Origin of the sequence: Vibrio splendidus (assembly GCF_002873455.1) — a bacterium.
Lineage (GTDB): Bacteria > Pseudomonadota > Gammaproteobacteria > Enterobacterales > Vibrionaceae > Vibrio > Vibrio splendidus_J.
In genome coordinates, this window is sequence record NZ_MCUN01000009.1 from 291,283 (window position 1) to 311,553 (window position 20,271).

The 20,271-nt window shown below is 44.1% G+C and carries 17 protein-coding genes; 3 read left to right on the forward strand and 14 right to left on the reverse strand.

The annotated features are described in order from the left end of the window. Positions 1–10 precede the first annotated feature (10 nt). Together tkt and tal are read right to left on the reverse strand one after the other, a co-directional pair. Positions 11–2,002 (reverse strand): transketolase, encoded by a 1,992-nt coding sequence (gene tkt, locus BCU75_RS08345; protein WP_102473514.1) that lies wholly within the window; start codon positions 2,000–2,002, stop codon positions 11–13. A gap of 86 nt (positions 2,003–2,088) precedes the next feature. Beyond that, the gene (gene tal / locus BCU75_RS08350) at positions 2,089–3,039 is read right to left on the reverse strand and encodes a transaldolase (RefSeq protein ID WP_029224345.1); all 951 of its coding nucleotides are present in this window, start codon (positions 3,037–3,039) and stop codon (positions 2,089–2,091) included. A gap of 459 nt (positions 3,040–3,498) precedes the next feature. Here tal and BCU75_RS08355 point away from each other — a divergent pair, with 459 nt between their 5' ends. Next, the gene (locus BCU75_RS08355; RefSeq protein ID WP_076677115.1) at positions 3,499–4,503 is read left to right on the forward strand and encodes a sugar-binding transcriptional regulator; all 1,005 of its coding nucleotides are present in this window, start codon (positions 3,499–3,501) and stop codon (positions 4,501–4,503) included. Positions 4,504–4,601: 98 nt separating this feature from the next. Here BCU75_RS08355 and BCU75_RS08360 read toward each other — a convergent pair whose 3' ends face one another. From BCU75_RS08360 to moeA, 7 genes are all read right to left on the reverse strand, one after another. Further along, positions 4,602–6,905 (reverse strand): bifunctional diguanylate cyclase/phosphodiesterase, encoded by a 2,304-nt coding sequence (locus tag BCU75_RS08360; protein ID WP_102473515.1) that lies wholly within the window; start codon positions 6,903–6,905, stop codon positions 4,602–4,604. 217 nt (positions 6,906–7,122) lie between these two features. Then, positions 7,123–7,977: a sulfurtransferase gene (locus BCU75_RS08365; RefSeq protein ID WP_102473516.1), complete on the reverse strand. Its 855-nt coding sequence runs from the start codon at positions 7,975–7,977 to the stop codon at positions 7,123–7,125. Between the two features lie 106 nt (positions 7,978–8,083). Further along, positions 8,084–8,398 carry a hypothetical protein gene (locus BCU75_RS08370; protein ID WP_076677110.1) on the reverse strand — a complete coding sequence of 105 codons (315 nt, stop codon included), beginning with the start codon at positions 8,396–8,398 and terminating at the stop codon, positions 8,084–8,086. Positions 8,399–8,582: 184 nt separating this feature from the next. After that, on the reverse strand, positions 8,583–9,194 hold the full coding sequence (locus BCU75_RS08375) for a hypothetical protein (protein ID WP_076677108.1): 612 nt from the start codon (positions 9,192–9,194) through the stop codon (positions 8,583–8,585). Positions 9,195–9,205: 11 nt separating this feature from the next. Then, the gene (locus BCU75_RS08380) at positions 9,206–11,341 is read right to left on the reverse strand and encodes an LruC domain-containing protein (RefSeq protein ID WP_076677107.1); all 2,136 of its coding nucleotides are present in this window, start codon (positions 11,339–11,341) and stop codon (positions 9,206–9,208) included. A 256-nt stretch (positions 11,342–11,597) separates the two neighbouring features. Next, complete coding sequence (moeB, locus tag BCU75_RS08385) at positions 11,598–12,347, reverse strand: molybdopterin-synthase adenylyltransferase MoeB (RefSeq protein WP_076677240.1); 750 nt, start codon at positions 12,345–12,347, stop codon at positions 11,598–11,600. Positions 12,348–12,359: 12 nt separating this feature from the next. After that, positions 12,360–13,595 carry a molybdopterin molybdotransferase MoeA gene (moeA, locus tag BCU75_RS08390; protein WP_102473517.1) on the reverse strand — a complete coding sequence of 412 codons (1,236 nt, stop codon included), beginning with the start codon at positions 13,593–13,595 and terminating at the stop codon, positions 12,360–12,362. Positions 13,596–13,811: 216 nt separating this feature from the next. On the opposite strand from moeA, the gene folE reads away from it, so the two are divergent. Next, entirely contained in the window at positions 13,812–14,465 is a 654-nt protein-coding gene (gene folE, locus BCU75_RS08395; protein WP_004731548.1) for a GTP cyclohydrolase I FolE, read from the forward strand. Positions 14,466–14,889: 424 nt separating this feature from the next. On the opposite strand, the gene BCU75_RS08400 is transcribed toward folE, so the two are convergent. From BCU75_RS08400 to BCU75_RS08420, 4 genes are all read right to left on the reverse strand, one after another. Continuing rightward, complete coding sequence (locus BCU75_RS08400; protein ID WP_102473518.1) at positions 14,890–15,471, reverse strand: hypothetical protein; 582 nt, start codon at positions 15,469–15,471, stop codon at positions 14,890–14,892. Further along, on the reverse strand, positions 15,464–16,003 hold the full coding sequence (locus tag BCU75_RS08405; RefSeq protein WP_102473519.1) for a YaeQ family protein: 540 nt from the start codon (positions 16,001–16,003) through the stop codon (positions 15,464–15,466). Before BCU75_RS08405 ends, BCU75_RS08400 begins: the two co-directional genes overlap by 8 nt. Positions 16,004–16,119: 116 nt before the next feature. Next, on the reverse strand, positions 16,120–16,329 hold the full coding sequence (locus BCU75_RS08410) for a cold-shock protein (protein WP_004731543.1): 210 nt from the start codon (positions 16,327–16,329) through the stop codon (positions 16,120–16,122). 448 nt (positions 16,330–16,777) lie between these two features. Next, positions 16,778–17,863: a PQQ-dependent sugar dehydrogenase gene (locus BCU75_RS08420; RefSeq protein WP_102473520.1), complete on the reverse strand. Its 1,086-nt coding sequence runs from the start codon at positions 17,861–17,863 to the stop codon at positions 16,778–16,780. Between the two features lie 270 nt (positions 17,864–18,133). Here BCU75_RS08420 and BCU75_RS08425 point away from each other — a divergent pair, with 270 nt between their 5' ends. Beyond that, entirely contained in the window at positions 18,134–19,327 is a 1,194-nt protein-coding gene (locus BCU75_RS08425) for a multidrug effflux MFS transporter (RefSeq protein WP_102473521.1), read from the forward strand. Positions 19,328–19,468: 141 nt separating this feature from the next. Here BCU75_RS08425 and BCU75_RS08430 read toward each other — a convergent pair whose 3' ends face one another. Continuing rightward, positions 19,469–20,254 carry an ABC transporter ATP-binding protein gene (locus tag BCU75_RS08430; RefSeq protein ID WP_102473522.1) on the reverse strand — a complete coding sequence of 262 codons (786 nt, stop codon included), beginning with the start codon at positions 20,252–20,254 and terminating at the stop codon, positions 19,469–19,471. Positions 20,255–20,271: the final 17 nt, after the last annotated feature.

The following is a 20,271-nucleotide window of genomic DNA, read 5'->3' on the forward strand; positions in this document are numbered from 1 at the left end:
TTAATCAAGACTAAGCAAGAATCTCTTTTGCTGTGTTTACTACGTTTTCAGTAGTGAAACCAAACATCTTGAATAGTTCGCCTGCTGGTGCAGATTCGCCGAACGTTGTCATACCGATGATCTTGCCACCGAAGCCAACGTACTTGTACCAGAAGTCAGCGATGCCAGCTTCTACTGCGATACGTGCTGTAACGTCTGACGGAAGTACAGACTCACGGTATTCAGCGTCTTGCTTGTCGAATGCATCAGTTGCAGGCATAGATACTACGCGTACCGCTTTACCTTCAGCTGTTAGTTCAGCAGCAGCGCTAACCGCTAGCTCAACTTCAGAACCCGTTGCAATGATGATTAGCTCTGGCTTGCCAGCACAATCTTTCAGGATGTAACCACCCTTAGCGATGTTTGCTACTTGCTCAGCGTCACGATCTTGTTGTGCAAGATTTTGACGAGAGAAGATAAGTGCAGAAGGACCATCTTTACGCTCGATTGCCAGTTTCCAAGCAACAGCAGACTCAACTTGGTCACATGGACGCCATGTGCTCATGTTTGGAGTCAGACGTAGAGAAGCGATCTGCTCAACCGGTTGGTGAGTTGGGCCATCTTCGCCAAGACCGATAGAGTCATGTGTGTAAACTTGGATGTTCTGAGTTTTCATCAGAGCAGCCATACGCATTGCGTTACGCGCGTATTCCATGAACATTAGGAACGTTGCGCCGTATGGTACGAAACCACCGTGCAGAGCGATACCGTTCATGATAGCCGTCATACCGAATTCACGTACACCGTAGTGGATGTAGTTACCAGAGAAATCATTTGCTTCAAGAGACTTAGAACCAGACCACATAGTCAGGTTAGAAGGCGCAAGGTCAGCAGAACCGCCCATGAATTCAGGTAGCATAGCACCGAACGCTTCTAGTGCATTTTGAGATGCTTTACGTGATGCGATGTTTGCTGGGTTAGCTTGAAGGTCAGCGATGATTGCCGATGCTTTCTCTTCCCATTCAGCAGGAAGATCACCGTTTACGCGGCGTTTGAACTCAGCTGCCAGCTCAGGGTATGCTGCTTCATAAGCTGCAAGTTTCTCGTTCCACGCTGCTTCCTTAGCTGCGCCTGCTTCTTTCGCATCCCACTCTGAGTAAACTTCCGACGGAATTTCAAAAGGACCGTGCTCCCAACCTAGTTGCTTACGAGTTGCTGCGATTTCGTCAGCGCCTAATGGTGCACCATGACAGTCGTGCGTACCTGCTTTGTTTGGAGAACCAAAGCCGATTACAGTTTTAGTACAGATTAGAGTCGGACGAGGATCCGCTTTAGCTGCTTCGATAGCCGCGTTGATAGCGTCAGAGTCGTGACCATTAACTGCTGGGATTACGTGCCAGCCGTAAGCTTCAAAACGCTTAGGTGTATCGTCAGAGAACCAACCTTCAACTTCACCATCGATAGAGATGCCGTTGTCATCCCAGAAAGCAACCAACTTACCAAGACCTAGCGTACCCGCTAGAGAACATGCTTCGTGAGAGATACCTTCCATCAGACAGCCATCACCCATGAATGCATAAGTGTAGTGGTCTACGATGTCGTGGCCTTCTTTGTTGAACTGTGCCGCAAGCGCTTTCTCAGCCATCGCCATACCAACAGCGTTGGTGATGCCTTGACCTAGAGGACCTGTAGTCGTCTCGATACCTGGTGCGTAGCCGTACTCTGGGTGACCTGGAGTCTTAGAGTGCAGTTGACGGAAGTTCTTAAGATCTTCAATTGAAAGCTCGTAACCTGCTAGGTGAAGCAGAGAGTAGATCAGCATTGAGCCGTGGCCGTTAGACAGGATAAAACGGTCGCGGTCAGCCCACTCTGGGTTAGATGGGTTGTGGTTCAGGTGAGAACGCCAAAGTACTTCAGCGATGTCAGCCATACCCATAGGTGCGCCTGGGTGACCAGAGTTTGCTTGTTGTACGCCGTCCATACTTAGAGCACGAATTGCGTTAGCTAGATGTTTGCGGTTCATAGAAACTTCCGAATAAAAATTAAGATAAACAAATTGATAAAAGTAGGGGAACTGAACGTTCCCCTATTTGAAATTGGTAAGAGTGATTACAGCTTAGCTGCGATCATGTCTTCTAGTTTGCCTTGGTCAACTGCGAAGTTGCGGATGCCTTCAGCTAGCTTCTCTACAGCCATTGGGTCTTGGTTGTGATCCCATAGGAACTCAGCGTGAGTCATTGCAGCAGGACGCTCTTTAGTACCGTTAGAGTCGATTAGCTTCTCAACTACTTCGCCTTCAGCTGCTTCTAGGTCTGCTAGAAGTTGAGGAGCGATAGTTAGACGGTCACAGCCAGCAAGTTCAAGGATCTCGCCGATGTTACGGAAGCTTGCGCCCATAACAACAGTCTTGTAGCCGTGCTCTTTGTAGTAGTTGTAGATGTCTGAAACTGAGATTACGCCTGGATCTTCTGAAGCTTCGAAATCGCGACCTTCTTTCGCTTTGTACCAATCCATGATGCGACCAACGAAAGGAGAGATTAGGAATACGCCTGCTTCAGCACAAGCACGAGCTTGAGCGAAAGAGAATAGAAGCGTTAGGTTACAGTTGATGCCTTCTTTTTCTAGGATTTCAGCAGCACGGATGCCTTCCCAAGTAGAAGCCAGTTTGATAAGGATGCGGTCGTTAGTGATGCCAGCGTCGTTGTACATTTTGATAAGTTGACGAGCTTTAGCTACGCTGCCTTCCATGTCGTAAGAAAGACGAGCATCTACTTCAGTAGAGATGCGGCCTGGTACAACGTTAAGGATTTCTTTACCGATGTTCACGTTAAGCATGTCACAAGTATCTTGAACTTGTTGTGCTTTATCAGCGCTTTGCGCTTTAGCGTATTCGATAGAAGCATCGATTAGAGGTGCGTACTCAGCAATTTGAGCGGCTTTAAGAATTAGAGATGGGTTAGTTGTTGCATCTTCCGGAGTGTACTTGCTGATAGCTTCGATATCACCAGTGTCAGCTACAACAGTTGTTAGTTTACGAAGTTGCTCTAATTTATTGCTCATTTTGATCATCCTATGTATCGCAGAACACCCCTTTAATGGGAGAGGTGTGGGCATTTGCAAGCTAACTAATGAAGTTCCTCATGGTTGTACCAGTGAGCCTAACTTACATTAATTTAAATTTTTCTCCGAACGAACATTTGCACAGAACATTTGATCGCTCGATGAGTAAATGATGTAGCCATACTTATCCGATCTAGCACCAAAGTCAACGGTAAATAGTGCTGTATGGTGACTTCAGTCAAATATATTTCGCTCTAGTAATCATGGGGTATGCAAGCAAACGTTTAACGAACAAAGTGAGGTGAATTAATCAACAAAAAAACGATGGTTATGATACTGAGCAAATGTTCCTTGTTGTTACATATGTTCAGGGTGTAAGCTTGTGTATCACTTACTGAGCTCTCCTATATTAGGAAGTACAGCAGGTAAAATAATTGTTAAATATTGGTTGAGTGGTATATGAGTAAGAATATCCAAGATGTTTCCGAAGAAAACACTGATCTCCTCACTGAAGTAGCCGTTGCTTACTATCAAGATGGCGCTACACAAGAAGAGATCTCTAAAAAGTTCTCTATCTCTCGTGCAAAGGTTGGTCGAATGCTCAAGCAAGCCCGCGATGAAGGGATTGTCGAGATCACCGTGAAATACCACCCAGTATTCAGCGCGAAGATCGAACAACGTTTGATCGAACGATTTGGTGTGAAGCGTGCACTGGTTGCATTAGACCAACCGAATGAAGAGAAGCAACGACTGCAAGTGGCTGGTTTAGTCTCTAACTATCTTACGAGCACCTTAAAAAACGGCATGGTAGTCACGGTTGGCCAAGGTCGAAACGTATCGTCTGTTGCTCACCACACTGGCGTAATTACCCCACGTGACTGTAAATTCGTATGTGGTATCGGCGGCATTCACCCAAGAGGCGGTATGTTTAACGCCGACCATATATGCAGACAGTTGGCGAAAAAGTACGGCGGGTCTTCTGAGACTTTATACGCCCCTGCTTATGCTGAAAACAAGGCACAAAAAACTGCATTCATGGAAAACAGTACTGTTAAGCAGACTCTCGATCTCGCCCGCAAGGCAGATGTCGCATTAGTGGGTATCGGTGATATGAGTGAAAACAGCTATATGGTCGACTTAGGTTGGTTTACAGCAGGAGAGGTAGTGCAATCAAGGTTGCTACAAGGTGTAGTAGGTGATTTTGCCGGTTATGATTTTTTTGATGTACACGGTAAAGCGGCCAACACTGTAATGAGCGACCGAGTCATTGGTTTGGCCCTGGAAGAGTTCCGTCCTATCGCTGATGTAATCGCCATCGCTGCCGAGAACAGTAAGCCATTAGCTTTATTAGGTGCACTAAGAACAGGGGTGGTTGATGTAATTGCGACCAGTGTAAGTAATGCTTTGACGGTACTTAACTTAGATGAGCAGATGAAACATGCTGAATCAGAGGGAAACCGTTAGGATATGTAAGCTCTATAAGCTACAGAAAAGGGAGCCTGTTTGGGCTCCCTTTTTTGATTCATCGCGTTATTTGATAACTAGAGAAGATAACCAACCACCTACCCCGTTGGTTCAGGTAGCTCTTTTGTCTCAACCTGAGTCGGTGTCAGATACTCACAAAGATCATCGTAAGGAATGGGACGAGAGAAATAGTAGCCTTGCATTAAGTCACATCTACATGCCTTTAGAATAGAGAAGTGCTCGTTCGATTCTACGCCTTCTGCCAATACCACCATGCCGAAGTTCTTACCTATCGCAATAATGTTTTGAACCATGGTAAGAGATTGTTGATCGACTGCAATGTTCTCAATAAAGCTCTTATCAATTTTAAGCTCATCAATAGGGAGTGCTTTCAACATGCTTAGTGATGAATAGCCTGTACCAAAGTCATCTAAAGATATTTTAATGTTCTTTTCATGTAATGCTTCGAAAATAGGTTTTACTATTTCTACGTCTTCAATGAACAGGCTTTCGGTAATCTCTAATGTTAGACAACTTGCAGAGAGCTGATACTTTTCCAGCGTTGTGAATAAATGCTCAGAGAAAGATCGGTGAGAAAACTGGCGAACAGATATGTTGATCGAAAGTCCGATCGTTTGTTCCGTCGTTCGGTGTAAATGGGCGATCTGCATAATGCTGGACTCGATAATAAAAGTGCCGAGCTTTTGCATCAAACCTGTGCTTTCAGCTACCGGTATAAAGACATCTGGCGGAACGAAACCTAATTCGTCATCAATCCAGCGAACAAGTGCTTCTACACCGTGAATACTCTCATTGGCTCGAACCAATGGTTGAAAAACCATGAACAGAGTTTGTTTCTCGATCGCGATACGTAGCCTTTGTTCTACTCTCATTCTGTAGAGGTGAGCGTCTTGCATTTCCGTTGTAAAAATGCTGTACGAGTTTTGCTGTTGTTTTGCTTTGTACATTGAAATATCAGCAGAGCGAAGCAAGCCATCTAGGTTTTTACCATGCTCCGGGAACTTGGCAATGCCAATGCTGCAGCCCAATAAAAATTGGGATTCATCTATGTCGTAAGGTTTTGATAAAACTTCGATCATTCGTTCAGCGATACGGCTTAGTTCGTTTTCATCAACAGTGGGAATTAAGAATAAAAATTCGTCACTAGAATCACGAACAATTAAGCTAGCTTTCGATTGGAAGCGTATTAGGCGTCGAGATATTTGCTTTAAGACTTTGTCACCAAATTCATGACCGTAAGTATCATTAACACACTTAAAGTTATCGATATCGATAAACAACAGCGAAAAGGGAGCTGTGTCATCTGCCAACCAACCCGCGATGTTTTGGCGTAGATAGGAGCGGTTTGGTAGCGCTGTCAAAGCATCGTGATTTGCTTGATAGATCAAGAGCGTCCGACTTTTGGTTTCGCTTTTGGATATGGACTCTACCAGTATGTAAAAGCAAAGATGCAGTATGAGAAATACCAAAATATAAATACTGAATTCTTTATAAAAAGCATTGTCGACATATTCAAGATCGGTCGCACCGACGACCCATAGGTGGTAGTTCTTTAGATATGTGATTGTGACAATAGAGTTTAAGCTTGGCTTTTTTATGATGGCGGAGTATATCTTGCCGCTGTTTTTTGCTTGCTTGATGTCGATGTTATAGGTGACTTCAAAAATATCGAGAAAGTGTTTAACAAGATCTGAATTTACGGGTGTTGTATAAGTATCTAAGGACGTTAGATCATTGGAGGAGAACTGACGATACAAGTCTTCTCTAACAATGCTAAGGCTGTTGTGATCACTCGTATTTACATTTTCTTTGAACAAAATAGAGTTATTGAGGTTCAATCCTGCTGTCATAACAGCGTCAACTTTTCCGCCATTGATTGAAATAGCTTTCCGAATTGGAATGATCAAGCTGCCGATAGAAGAATGGAAGTATGTACGTCCCAGCACCATTTCTTTGCTGACCATTGCTTCTTTAAATGAATCTCTGGTCAAAGGAGAATGAAGTAAGTTCATTTGCTCACTTAGCATGAGATTCGAACTAACCGCTAGGTATTCGCCCTGAGGGTTAAGTAAGCCAAATGCAGCGATAGCTGGATGCGTGTCTAAAAGCTTGTCTAAAATGGGTCTAATTTGAATAGCGGCCGTTCGTGTGAAATCTGATTGCAGGACCAGTTGGTAGCCAACTATTTCGAGTAGAGCTTCCTGACTGGTTAACAGTGAATTGACTGAATTCGAGAATAATTCGATCTGCATGTGTTGTTGATGAATGGAATCGCTACGGTTGCTCTGCCATTTGACTGACCCAAATGCAGAGAAAAGTATCGTAGTTAAAAGCACAATGAGTGCGTATAACGTCCAGATATTTTTCTTAAATACAGCCATAATTTGCCTTTGGGTTTTAATATCTACTCTGTAACGACTTATTGTTCAAAATCTTGAGTAATAATAGAAGAATGCATTTTGATAATTTGGCCGTATGGTAACAAAATGCATTTAGAGTCAAAATCCTATTGGGTCATTTAAATGACAACTGCTGTGTACAATAGCACCAATATTCTCATTTTTAAGAATAGAGACCAGAACAAAAGCATGGATACTTCTATATTTTTGCAGATGTTCTAGAGATAGGAAGGTTTTCATTTGCTCCCCATTCAGTCCATGATCCATCGTAAACGCCCATTTGATCTGAATATCCGGCCAGTTTAGCGGCCAATAAAATGATGCAAGCCGTCACACCAGAGCCACAGCTAAAGAATATAGGTTGAGAGGGGCTTAAGTTTAGCATCGAGAAAATGTCGACTAACTCTTCTTGAGATTTCAATTTACCTGCATTTAGAACTTGTGCAAATGGTAGGCAAATCGAGTTCGGAATATGGCCGCTGCGTAAGCCTTCACGTGGTTCAGGTACTTCTGAATCGAAACGAGCTTGTGAACGTGCATCTATAATGTTTGCACTGTTGTCAGTTGAGTAACCTTCAACCTGTTGAGCATTTACAAAATAGTTATCTTGAATACTCCCTTCAAAATTTCCGGCTTGGGCTTCTGTTCCATAGTCAGTGTCTGTCACGTAACCAGCTTCTATCCATGCTGGTAAACCGCCGTCTAAGATGTATACGTTGTTGTGTCCCATTGCCATAAACATCCACCACGCACGAGGGGAAGCGAAGGTTCCTGAGTTGTCGTAAACCACTATCGTACTGTCTTGATTGATGCCGATTTTTTGTGCACGTGTGTTGAAGTGTTTTTCGGTCGGGAACATGTGAGGGAGTAGAGTGTGCTTGTTACAAAAGTCTTTATCGTAGTCAAAACGAATAGCGCCAGGAATCATTTGTCCTTCGATTTTTTCTGATTCACTTGGAATTTGAAACTCGATACTGGCGTCGAGGATGATGATGTTTTCTTCTTCTAGCAAACGTTGTTGAAGTTGTTCTGGTGAGATGAGTGGCTGATTCATTATTGTTATATCCATTCTTGTTGTTTTAGCGATTCTTGTTGTTATAGCAAATACAGTGTTATGGCGATTACTGCTGTTTTAGCGAATACAGTTGTTGTATTGATGGTTACTGTGCGGCCCGACAGTGGATGAACTGATAACTGCTTTGTCCGGTTATTTGATTGTTTAATGTATCAAGCGTGACCACAGAATCAATAGGGCATTCTGTGGTTGGAGCAATAGAGATGCGAAATACGTCATTATCTTTTGTCTGAACGGTGAGGTAGCGTCTGTGTCCATCTAAGGACTGAGTGAGCGTGTTCGAAATCACTTTGGCTTGAATGCGTTGCCCTGTCTCAGATGTTAGCGGGAAATAGGTGAGAGCCAAAAGGACACCCAAACCACACATTAAGATAAATAGACCTATTTTTAACTGTTTCATGAGAGTAAGTCTTTGAAGGTTATCTTGAAAAGATAAGTCAGATTGGCAGCAAAGTGAATGTAATCAATCAGAAAGTTTGAGTGGTTCCCTATTCTAATGCGATCAAAAAGCGAGCATTACTGCTCGCTTTGTATTGATACATAATCCGTTTTGTATCAGTTAACCAACAAATTGTATCCGTCGACTACCAAACGATCTGGGAGTCACCGCTAGAAACGACTTGTTGCAATGGAGGTTGACCATCGTAAAACCAAATCTCTATCAAGAGTGCTTCATGGTTTACCGGTGCTGCAAAGTTCGAGGCGAAAACACCATTATCTAAAGAGCCTGCAATCACTTTGCTGGAGTAATCTGGCTTCAAGGTTGCGTCATCTCTTGTGCTAAAACGACTATAAACGGTTACAAAAGAACGATCTGTCGAAATATTGCTGATGTCGATGTCGAGATCAAACTGTTCAACAGAGCTGTAGTCAAACTCGTCAGGTACCACTAAATCACTCATCGTATAGCTTTGCGCTGCTATCGCACTTGTCGCGGGAGACGGCGATGGTGTTGCTGTTACTGGAGTCGACGGTGTTGCAGGTGCAGATGTAGATGGAGTCGATGCACTACTGCCACCACCACCTCCACCACCGCCTCCACAACCTACTAATACCAGTGGAGTGACAGCTAAAATAACGGCTAGTGACTTCTTCATGTTCCAAATGCTTTGTACAGACATACATTTTTCCTCAGAGAGATTGCGACTTGAACCAATGCCATGATTGTCTCGATATTGTTTAGTGTGATTAGTCATAACGTCTCTCCTTATGGTTCGTAGCGTTGGTTGTCTACAGGTGATTGGTACCACGTCTGGTTCGTGTCACCACCGGATTCTGCGTATTGTTTAAACTCAGGGTACGCGGTAACAATATCGACGTACTCTAGAGGCCACTCCCATTCGTCATCTGAAGTCACTATTAGAGCCCAAGGGTGGTTTTCTGCAGTTTTGAAGTATTTACCTGTTGATGGATTACTGTCATCGACGCCTAATCCAGCTTCAAATAGATTAGCGCTATCAAATGCCTCAGTTGGAGCCTGGTCTGGCAGGTGAACTTCCCAGCTTCTCCCTGGATGTAGAGGTAGGTTTTCACCGTGATAATACCCAGGCGTTGCAAAGATGAACGGGTCGTAAGGCATGTCTGTCCAACTGTTTGTACTCACACCGTCCCCCGCTAAGGTAATACCTATTTGGAATGAGAACTGCTCATCCTCTTTACACCCATTACTGGTCCGGTAAAAGGTACAATCGGTACTAATTTTCTCTGTCAGGTCATTGGCGATTACAAATATTGCTTCGCTACGTCCATCTTCTAAGTCGAGGTCAGTGAATACGCCGTTGTGTTTCATGTAAGAGTTACCACTACTTACTAAGCTCGGGTCTAAATTAGGAAGTCGAACAGCAAAGCCATTTCTGTACGATGCCCCGACAGCAGCTAAACGTCCGTCGATAGTGGATTTAACGACTTTTCCATCTTTAAGGATCTCGGTAATACGATACATAAGAACAGCATCGTTCATGTCGTAATCTGCTTTATATGGCCAGTTATCTTCGTACGCGAGCGTTGCGTAGCCAGAAGCACTCGGGAAGTAACGAGCGGTGGCACCATCGTTAAGAACATCGACTTGAATATCGACCACCTCACCAGAGGTTGAACCGCCAAAGTAATTTAGGTTGGTTTGTTGGCTGAACCTAAATCTAGCCCACGTAGTACCGGTCAGTGCGTTGATATCAACATTAAGGAACAGATCGTTTTCACCAGCATCGAGCGCGTAATCTGTAAACACCTGCTCGTTGGCGCCATCGAAGCTGCCATCTTGGTTCCAGTCTATCCAAGCTGAAAGGTAACCGGTTGTTGAAGCTTCAATTACTACTTTTGAATCAAGCCCGGCTTCAAGTGCGGTTACAAAACCGATACCACCGTTGGCCCATTCATCGTCCACTCCAACGGTTTCGTCTGATTGTGGTGTGACATAACCATCCAAATCCGCATCTGGAGGAGTTGTACCTAACCATGTGATGCCATCCAGTTCATGTCGAGGACCATTACTTGCGAGAAGAGTCAGGTAGCTATCTGGCGCGTCACCGAAGTCGATGTTGGAATCTTCGTCAACAACTGGGGCATTAGCACAGCGAGCACCATCGTTTTGGCCAGAAGCAGGACCATTTGATACAAATTCAACGGCAGGAACAATCCCAGCAGCGATATTAGTCGCGTTGTCAGGAGATAAGTTGATGCGGTAGATTTTTCCGTCTTGGTTTCTTGATACGTAGTAGTAACCGTTCACGTCAAAGTACCCCGCACCAAACGTTCCGAGCTCTCCGGTATCACCAATGTAGGTTTCTGAACCTGTGGTTGGGTTGAATTGATATAAACCACCTGATGCATTGTCGATACCATACAGGGAGCCATCACTTGGGTGAAACGCAAAGTCAGTTAGATTAACGGACGCAGGGCTACCCACAATTTTATTGACGATTACCGTTGCGTTTGGATTGTTGTCTAAAGGCGAAAGATCAACTGTGAATAAACCTTTGCTTTTACGATATAGGTAGTAAACGTGTTCATAGACGTCACCAACATAGAAAGTGTGATCGGTTGGTAAGCCACTAGTATTGATGACTTCTGCTTGGAAGTCTTGGCCTAGGCGCACCAAGCGCTTGTTGGTTGTGTCATAGCCGTAAATATATCTATCTTGAAAGTCAAAACCAACACCATTGATATTGGCATTCATACCCGTATCGTCTTCTAACAGAGTGGTTGAGCCGGTCACTAGATTAACACCCCAAACCTCAACGGGTTTCGACTGAAAGAGGTATGCCTGACTAGGGCAGGTATCGAATGGCGCTGCGTTGGCGACTAGAGGGGCACTTAATAGCAAACTTAACGTTGTAATTCTCATATCTACATCCTTGTGATGGAAGGTACCGATACAGTTACAAGTTATGTGCCAAATTTAAGGTGTTGATTTTTAACAATTATATTTTGTGGTGCTGATTTTTTCATTGTATTCTCAAAATGAGAACTCAAATGAAACTAATCTTTTATAGAGTCTTTCAAATTGATAAATCGATTTGCGAAGCTGATGTTGAGCTCTAAAAAAGCCCTGACTTTTAGTCAAGGCTTAGGTTTTTTATAAGAAGGGGATATGAGTTAGTTTACCCACACACCGAACAATTAGACATCTTCATTAAATTCATTTCACGCCAGTTGTGCGACATGGCATCGAGAATTAAAAGCTTGCCTTGTTTGGGTTGTCCAAACTTAGCAATAACTTTGATAGCTTCCAAAGCTTGAGCTGCGCCTACCATACCGACAACGGGCGCCATGACACCCGCTTCAACACAGCTTAGTGCAGCGTTTCCGAATAGGGCACTTAAGCACTGGTAGCACGGTGCATCTGCGTCTTGATAAGTGAACACGCTAATCTGACCTTCCATGCGAATCGCTGCACCTGATACGAGTGGCGTTTTAGAGGCGTAACACAAGCGGTTGAGTTGATTACGCGTTTCAACGTTGTCGCAGGCATCAAGAACAAGAGAGTGTACTTCAATCAACTTCGCAAGCGCTTCGTCATCAAGCCTATGGTCGACGGTTTCAATGGTTAGATAAGGGTTCAACACCTGCAACGACTCAGCGGCTGAATCTACTTTCTTCTTACCAATGTCGGCATCAGTGTGAAGGACTTGTCGCTGTAAATTTGAAAGCTCGACAATATCATCGTCGATCAGTGTCAGCTGACCAATACCCGCCGTAGCAAGGTATTGAGAAGAGGCACAACCCAAGCCGCCGGCACCCAGTACCAAGATTGAGCTCTGTTTCAGAGCTTCTTGGCCTTCAAAATCAAACTGTTTAAGAATGATTTGACGGTTGTAGCGAAGCATCTCAGCATCAGACAGTATTTCCATCATCAAGCCTCGTTAGTAAAGCGTTGAGTTAAACAGTTGAATCTGAACTGTTTCGCCCACTTCCACACGTCCACGTTCACGTTCTAGTACCACAAAACAGTTTGCCAAACTCATTGAGCGGAAAGCGCCTGAACTTTGGTTGCCTGTTGTTTCTACTACAAACTGACCGTTTTCAATGGTGTAAATACCACGCTGGTAATCAGTACGACCTGGGCCTTTTTTGAATGCGGATTTAGTGATCGCAGGAATAGATTCTGGTGCTGTCCATGCTGTGTGACCAGCAAGTTTAGCCAGCATAGGCTGAACCAAAACATACATGGTCATTATTGCTGATACGGGGTTGCCCGGTAGACCGCAGAACCATGCGTTATCAAGTTCACCGAATGCGAAAGGTTTACCCGGTTTGATTGCTAGCTTCCAAAATCCGATTTGACCTAGCTCTTCAAGAATGTCTTTGGTGTAATCTGCTTCACCCACACTCACGCCACCAGAAGTAACCACAACATCTGCTATTTCTTGAGCTTTCTCGAAGGTTTCTTTAAGTGTTGCTGGGCAGTCTGGGATGATGCCTAGGTCAATCGCTTCACAACCGAATGCTTCGATCAGCGGTTTAATACCGTAACGATTACTGTCGTAGATCTGACCGTCTTCAAGCGGTTGACCTAATGGCTTTAGCTCATCGCCAGTAGAGAAGAAAGCGACTTTAGGCTTATGTAACACTGTCACGTGGCTCACACCCAATGAAGCAATCATTGGAATGTCACGAGGTGTTAAACGCTCACCACGGCTAAGTACGATATCGCCTTGCTTGATATCGTCACCAGTAGGGCGAATGTTATTGTTCAGCTTGATTTCTTGTTGTTGGATTTCAACACCAGCGTTTGTTTCGCGTGTGTTTTCTTGCATCACAACAGCATCACAGCCTTCCGGGATCTTTGCACCTGTCATAATGCGGATACAAGTGTTTGCTGGCCATTCGCCTTCAAATGGCTGACCCGCGAAGGATTTGCCGGCTAATGGTAGAGTTTTACCGTTATCTAGGTCTGCTAAGCGCAGTGCATAACCGTCCATTGCTGAGTTATCAAAAGGAGGTACGAAAATAGGGGAAAGAATATCTTCAGCAAGTACGTAACCCAATGCATCCGCTAATGGCAGTGATAAGGTCGTTTGAATCGGTGTAATTGGTGATAGCAGCTTATCTAGTGCTTCTTCAATTGGCATTAAGCCCGGAGCATCGCAACAGCCCATAATTGAAATCCTTTGGTCGTTATTATTTTGATTTGGCGGTTGGCAGTGGTGGTTCAATAATTATCAAATCACGGTTGTTCGCCAACGAAATTGCAGCCACTTTAGCATAGTTTAAGCCCCGTAAATAATGACCTCCCTTAAAATATGGGTGTATTTATTCAAAATTCCGAGTATCCTTGTTTGCCATCCAGAAGGGGTATTAAAAGAGGAAGTTCAATGTCAGGTCTTAGCGAATCAGCGAAGTTGGTTAAAGATGCGCTAGCAAGCCGCGGATTAGAGACACCAATGCGTCCTAATCAGGTTAGCCGAGAAGAGAAAAAGGAACGAATCGAACACCATATGCGTGAGATTCTCACTCTCCTTGAACTTGATCTTGCGGATGACAGTCTGGAAGAAACACCGCAACGTATTGCAAAAATGTACGTCGATGAGATTTTCTCCGGTTTGGATTACGCCAATTTCCCTAAAATCACCGTGATCGAAAACAAGATGGGTGTTCGTGAGATGGTACGCGTGAAAGACATCACCGTAACCAGCACATGTGAGCATCACTTAGTGACCATTGATGGTAAAACGGCCGTCGCTTACATCCCTCAAGGTAAGATCATTGGCCTTTCGAAGATCAACCGAATTGTTCGCTTCTTTGCACAACGCCCGCAAGTTCAAGAACGTATGACTCAGCAGATCCTTGTTGCATTGCAAACGCTACTCGAAACCGATGACGTTGCTGTAACCATGGATGCTGTTCACTACTGCGTGAAATCGCGTGGTGTAATGGACGCAACCAGCGAAACAACAACAACTGCCTTGGGCGGTATTTTTAGATCAAACCCAGCAACGCGCCATGAGTTCTTACACGGCCTGCGTTAATATGTTTCGTTATTTGATAAGCTCGATTTAGCCTTAGAAAATCGACAACCAAGATTCTAAGCCTCGCACTCTGCGGGGCTTTTTTGTACTTGTAATGAAGTTAACTGTAATGGCTGCGAATGTCGTCATTCCCTAGAGTGAAGAATGAGCGTAATAGGGAATCTGTTTGTCTGTGTAGTTTTCTGACTTGGCATGAGATCCCCGACTCAGTCGTTCCTCCTTCTCGAGGATGACGGTCAAGATTGATGACGTTGATTAGGAAATGATCACGCTTTAACTCGAAAGACCTGTCGTCATTCCCTAAAGTGAGGAACGAGCGTAATAGGGAATCTCCATTTTCGATGTGAGTTGGTTGGAACGGAAATTAGATGCGCTCTACAGAATCTATAAAGCGCAAATTTGGGTACAGCCGCTGGTGGAATGCTTAAGTAAGATTAAACAAACGCTTAAAGTAGTGAACAAAACCGGAGGGCTTATTCTCAGCTTGATAGAGGTTCAAACCATCATAAAAACTGGCCATAAACTCTACGCGAATCTCATCATCACTGCTTCTCGATATGCGAGACAACAGCGTAGCGGCTACAGCAGCATGATCATTGGCAAGGCTGTAATCCATTCCTAGTCGTCCTTGAATGAACAACCACAAATGCGTCACTAATTTTAACTGCTGGGCGTTAGAGTTTTGAAACTTGTCGCTGTACTCAGTGCCCACTGTTTTATCGAATACATTTTGCATCGCCTCATTTGCTTCTTTATTGCTTTCAAAGCGATAGCTTGCATCGATATGTACTTTGGTTAACAGGCCAAGCAACGTCTGACGTGCAGAGTTGTCCGGCTTGTTCTCGCAAGCGTGCTTAAACAGAGCATGGTTTTCATCAATAAATGACGATAGCTCTTTTTCATAGTCAGTCGTCAGCGCTTTCACTGAATCGAGACCAGCGAGCTGCAAACACGCTTCGAGCTTAGTTTGGCGCTGAGGTTCAGTCTGAGTGTGGATCTCAGTCATTACTCTGTAGCTCTTCCCACGTCACTTCTGCAGATTGAGTGTCGCTGTTTACGAACGCAGAGTTACCCGACAGCATCACTGAAAGATCCATCGTACGTTGTGTCATTGCCGTTAACTGCTCAATACCATCGTTGTCTAGACGAACGATCTGAGCTTTTAGGTAACCGAACTTACCTTTGTTCTGCTCCCACCAAATGTTCGACTTGGTGTTGAAGCTGAACACGCTCACTGACTTAGATAAGCGAGTCGCTTTCTTAACGCGCTCTGGGTCTGGTTCGCCCACATCAATCCACTCTAGGATTTGGTCATCCAACGACTTCTGCCATAAATCAGGTTCTTCAATGCTAGATAACCCTTTAGTGAACTCAAGTTCAGGAGATGCCTTGATACAGAAAGCAATGATACGAGCCATCATGCGCTGTTCTGTTTCTGAAGGGTGCTGTGCAACCGTTAGATTAAAAGAGTCGTAATAGTCGCGATTCATATCGGTTAATGAGATACGAAACTTGTAGATTGTCGGTTTAAGAGCCATTGATAGGGTGTCTAGGTAGAAATAGTGAGGGGGAATATTACCTTAAATCTCTGAATAGCGGGTAAAAAAATAGCCAGCAGAGGCTGGCTATTTTTAGAAAGCTTTAAAATACTAAATTAAAGTACTTTGATGCTGTCAGCTTGTGGGCCTTTTTGACCTTGAGATACAGTGAACTCAACTTGTTGGCCTTCAGCAAGAGTTTTGAAACCGTCGCCTGTGATTGCAGAGAAATGTGCGAATACGTCTGGACCGTTTTCTTGCTCAATGAAGCCGAAGCCTTTAGTTTCGTTGAACCATTTTACTTTACCAGTAACTGTGTTAGACATGATGATATCCTAAAATTAAATTTTTATTTTGAGCCAATTGTGGCACTGATAGCGCGGAAAAGTTTATTGCTATTGCGTACAACACAACGGGGTTACTAGTAATCCAACGAAATGTTTATATACAAAGAACTTTCTTTCTAGCCGAGATGAAGTCTAAATCAAATCAAGGGATAGTCAATCGAATCCATAGTGAAAGGTTGCAGAAACTTGGGGGTAGTCAAACTTTGCATTCCTTAAATATCATGGAGTTACAGTTGTATGGTGATTTGTTGTCGTTTTTGTGAAAAAGGTGGTCGAAATTGATGACAAATTTGGAGTAATTGCACTGTTTTGGCACATTCATTTTGTAAATTTAAAAGCCGCTAATTGGAGCTTTCCCCCAATCATAACGGCTTGTATTTATATATCTTGTTGTAAGTATCATGTCTTTATTAGATCAATAATTTGCTTACTTTTTCAATCGATATAGGTTGCCATTATCGGTACTGAAAAAAATGTCTCCGCTTGGTGAAGTTTCGATGTCTCTTATCCTCTCGCCTAAGTCTTCTAAAATACGCTCTTCCTTGATTGCTTCACCCTGCTCATTGACTGTCACAATATTAATGTGAGTAAGCTTAAGTGCGCCAGCCAGCAGCTTTCCTTTTAACTCTGGGTATTTATCGCCTTGGTAAACAATCAAACTGCCGGGAGCAATTGAAGGAATGTAGACTTTTCTGGGCGCTTCAATGCCGTCTTTGGTTTCAGACTCACCAGCACTTATTGGGCCCCAATACTCTTTACCGTGAGAGGTTGTTGGCCATCCGTAGTTGCCACCTGCTTTTATTAGGTTGATTTCATCACCACCGCGCGGACCGTGTTCAATCGACCAAAGCTTCTGTGTCGGAAAATCGTAATGCAGACCTTGTGGATTACGATGGCCATAGCTCCAAATCTCATTGAGTAACTTGTTGTTATCAGTGAATGGGTTGTCGCTTGGCGTGCTTCCATCGGTATTTAATCGTAATATTGAGCCAGCATGAGTCATGGTGTCTTGGCCGTTGTCCCTGTCACCACGATCGCCGATTGAAAAATACAGGTGGCTCTCATCAAAGGTGATACGGCTACCAAAGTGACGCCCGGTGTCCGTTCTTGATTTCGACACAAACACGTCTGTCCAATTAGTGATTTCATTATTACTGTAATTAGCAGAAGCCAGTGTCGTTACACCTTCACCATCGACGTCTTTACTATAAGTGACGTAGAACCTTCCGTTTTCAAAAGGGGAGAGTGCGATATCCAATAATCCACCTTGGCCTTTCGCCCAAACATTTGGCAGCCTGAACAATGTGTTTTGATCGCCGGCCTTTAAATCAATGTGTTTAATGACGCCTGATTTTTCTGTTACTAGCATGGAGTTATCGTTGATATAAGCCAACCCCCAAGGGATCACGAGTCCGTCGGTGATCTTCTCTGCCTGCCACGCAAAGGCTGACGTTATAGGAGCAAGGGCAAGCAGCGCCAAAGCACATGGGAAAATACGGTGATGAGTGTTCATTGAAGTCCCTTGATTATGAGCGTCTAGTGTTAGTCTAGCGCCTGTGGTCGATAGGCGGGAAGTTGAGGTTACTGAAAAGTGACTATTCACATATTTAGTTGATCGTCTATTGTATGATTATACAAGCTCACGTATGTTTACTGTGCCTTTCTTTATTTGATCCAGTCGGAGCATTATGAACAACTCGCCAGCAGCGTTTCCGCTATTTTCTCTGTTTTTATGTTGTGAGTTAGATACGCACGTTTTTTCTTCGAACGGACGTATTAAACGATGAGTCGTCGCTTTGATTTTAAATCGATCTTACTTGCGTGTTTGGTTATCAGTATCGGTCAACTCAGTATGGGTTTGGTGTTTCCCTCTTTACCTTGGATCGCCAAAGACTTCGATGTATCACTAGAGCAAGCCCAGCTTTTGGTGAGTGTCTATTTATTAGGTTTTGGGCCTTCTCAGTTTATTTATGGTCCTATTTCTGACGCTTTAGGACGTAAGAAAGTGTTGCTGAGCGGATTATTAATCGCCATGTTGGGACTATTGATGATCATTTTCTTCAGCCACTCGTTTACCAATATGGTGATGGGGCGATTTCTACAAGGCCTAGGGACCGGCTGTTGCGCTGTACTTGCTCGCGCCTCGACGCGTGATAGATTCAACGGCGCAGACTTGCCTTTGGCGATGTCTTATATTGCGATGGTTGCGTCGATTACACCTTTGATTGCGCCCGTAATCGGCGGCTTTATTAACTTCCACTTCGGTTGGAGCATGGTGTTTATCTCACTACTTGGTTATGTCTCATTGGCTTGGGTGGTATTGGCGTTCAAGTTTAAGGAAACCGTCACTCAGGTTTCAGCTATCCCTTCACCGAAGAAAATGGTTTCTCAATATAAAGAGTTACTTACTTCTCGTTATTTTATGAGCTTTGCAAGTATCGGTTGGCTTAACTTTAGCTTGATGATCACCACTGTATCAGTGATGCCATTTATCATGCAAAACCAGATTGGTATGACGTCAGATGAATACGCGATGTGGGCGGTTATTCCTGCATTAGGCATGCTCGGCGGAACAAGCTTATGTAACCGTATTCGCCCTATGCTGGGTAACAAGAAAACTCTGTTATGTACGCCTGTCTTGCACGTTGCTGCGGCGTTGTGGCTTTTCTTTTGTCCACTTGAGCCACTGTATTTAATGCTTGGCCAGTTCTTGATGATTCTTGGTAATGGTATAGCGTTACCTTGTGCTCAGGCGTTGGTGATGTTGCCTTATAAGAAGAACGCTGGCGCGGCGGCTGCGATGTCTGGCGGAGGGCAGATGGTGGTGTCTTCAATGGTGAGTATGGGGCTAGTTCAATTAGGGCTAGGAGAAGCGTGGCATCTATCGCTTGTCATCATGTTGTTCACACTGATTACCCTGTTTAATATTTTACGTGGTTTCAGTAGCCAAGAAGCGAGAGAGTCGCAGCTTGGCTAGTAATACAATGATTTAACAAGTGAAAAATGAAGAAGGCCATTGAAGTTATACGATTTCAATGGCCTTCTTTATGCCTAGAGCCTAGAGCCTAGAGCCTAGAGCCTAGAGCCTAGAGCTTGTACTTAAACTGAAATGCCCTAATTATTCGCAGACGACTGCAACCTTCTCACTTGCGGCTGTCTTGGCAGGAGCAGGATGATCGATCAGTCGGATAGGGGACTCATACAGTGCTGACAAAGCTTGTTCATCGAGTAACTTATCCGCGCTGCCTTCAAATGCAATCTGACCTTTTTTCAGGGCAACAATGTGTGTGGCGTAGCGCAGAGCCAAGTTCAAATCGTGCAAAATGACAATAACTCCGACGTTTTCCTTTTTGTTGAGTTCAGACAATAAACCCATAAGCTGAAATTGGTGATGAACATCTAACGCAGAGGTCGGTTCATCAAGAATCAAGATCGGAGATTGCTGAGCAAGTAACATTGATACCCACGCTCTTTGGCGTTCACCTCCAGATAAATCATCTGCTAACGCCTGTGAAAAATCAGCAATGCCGGTTCTTTCCATAGCTTGTTTAATGATCGACTTATCTTCAGAATTCCAACGGCCTAATGCGCCTCTCCAAGGGAAACGGCCTAAACGAACCAGCTCTTCTACGGTTAAACCTGCAGAAGCAGGTAGCTTTTGCGGTAAATAAGCAATCTTCTTCGCTAGATCTTTGCTTTTGAATGAAGAAAGAGAAGTGTTTTCTAACTCGACGGTGCCGTGATCTGGAGACATTTGTCCTGACAGCAAGTTTACGAGTGTGGATTTACCTGAGCCATTGTGACCAAGAACTACGGTCAGCTCATCGGTCGGAATAGTAAGATCGTCAATTGAGAGGATGGTTCGGTTGTCTCGAACGATGTTGATGTTTGAAAGCTGGAACATGTCGGTCCTGTATAGAG

Coding starts and splice junctions, on each gene's coding strand:
- tkt (WP_102473514.1), bottom strand. CDS start 2,002: ATGAACCGCAAACATCTAGCTAACGCAATTCGTGCTCTAAGTATGGAC.
- moeA (WP_102473517.1), bottom strand. CDS start 13,595: ATGGGCTGTTGCGATGCTCCGGGCTTAATGCCAATTGAAGAAGCACTA.
- BCU75_RS08405 (WP_102473519.1), bottom strand. CDS start 16,003: ATGGCTCTTAAACCGACAATCTACAAGTTTCGTATCTCATTAACCGAT.
- BCU75_RS08360 (WP_102473515.1), bottom strand. CDS start 6,905: ATGGCTGTATTTAAGAAAAATATCTGGACGTTATACGCACTCATTGTG.
- BCU75_RS08380 (WP_076677107.1), bottom strand. CDS start 11,341: ATGAGAATTACAACGTTAAGTTTGCTATTAAGTGCCCCTCTAGTCGCC.
- BCU75_RS08355 (WP_076677115.1), top strand. CDS start 3,499: ATGAGTAAGAATATCCAAGATGTTTCCGAAGAAAACACTGATCTCCTC.
- BCU75_RS08420 (WP_102473520.1), bottom strand. CDS start 17,863: ATGAACACTCATCACCGTATTTTCCCATGTGCTTTGGCGCTGCTTGCC.
- tal (WP_029224345.1), bottom strand. CDS start 3,039: ATGAGCAATAAATTAGAGCAACTTCGTAAACTAACAACTGTTGTAGCT.
- folE (WP_004731548.1), top strand. CDS start 13,812: ATGTCAGGTCTTAGCGAATCAGCGAAGTTGGTTAAAGATGCGCTAGCA.
- BCU75_RS08400 (WP_102473518.1), bottom strand. CDS start 15,471: ATGACTGAGATCCACACTCAGACTGAACCTCAGCGCCAAACTAAGCTC.
- BCU75_RS08410 (WP_004731543.1), bottom strand. CDS start 16,329: ATGTCTAACACAGTTACTGGTAAAGTAAAATGGTTCAACGAAACTAAA.
- BCU75_RS08370 (WP_076677110.1), bottom strand. CDS start 8,398: ATGAAACAGTTAAAAATAGGTCTATTTATCTTAATGTGTGGTTTGGGT.
- BCU75_RS08430 (WP_102473522.1), bottom strand. CDS start 20,254: ATGTTCCAGCTTTCAAACATCAACATCGTTCGAGACAACCGAACCATC.
- BCU75_RS08375 (WP_076677108.1), bottom strand. CDS start 9,194: ATGACTAATCACACTAAACAATATCGAGACAATCATGGCATTGGTTCA.
- BCU75_RS08365 (WP_102473516.1), bottom strand. CDS start 7,977: ATGAATCAGCCACTCATCTCACCAGAACAACTTCAACAACGTTTGCTA.
- BCU75_RS08425 (WP_102473521.1), top strand. CDS start 18,134: ATGAGTCGTCGCTTTGATTTTAAATCGATCTTACTTGCGTGTTTGGTT.
- moeB (WP_076677240.1), bottom strand. CDS start 12,347: ATGGAAATACTGTCTGATGCTGAGATGCTTCGCTACAACCGTCAAATC.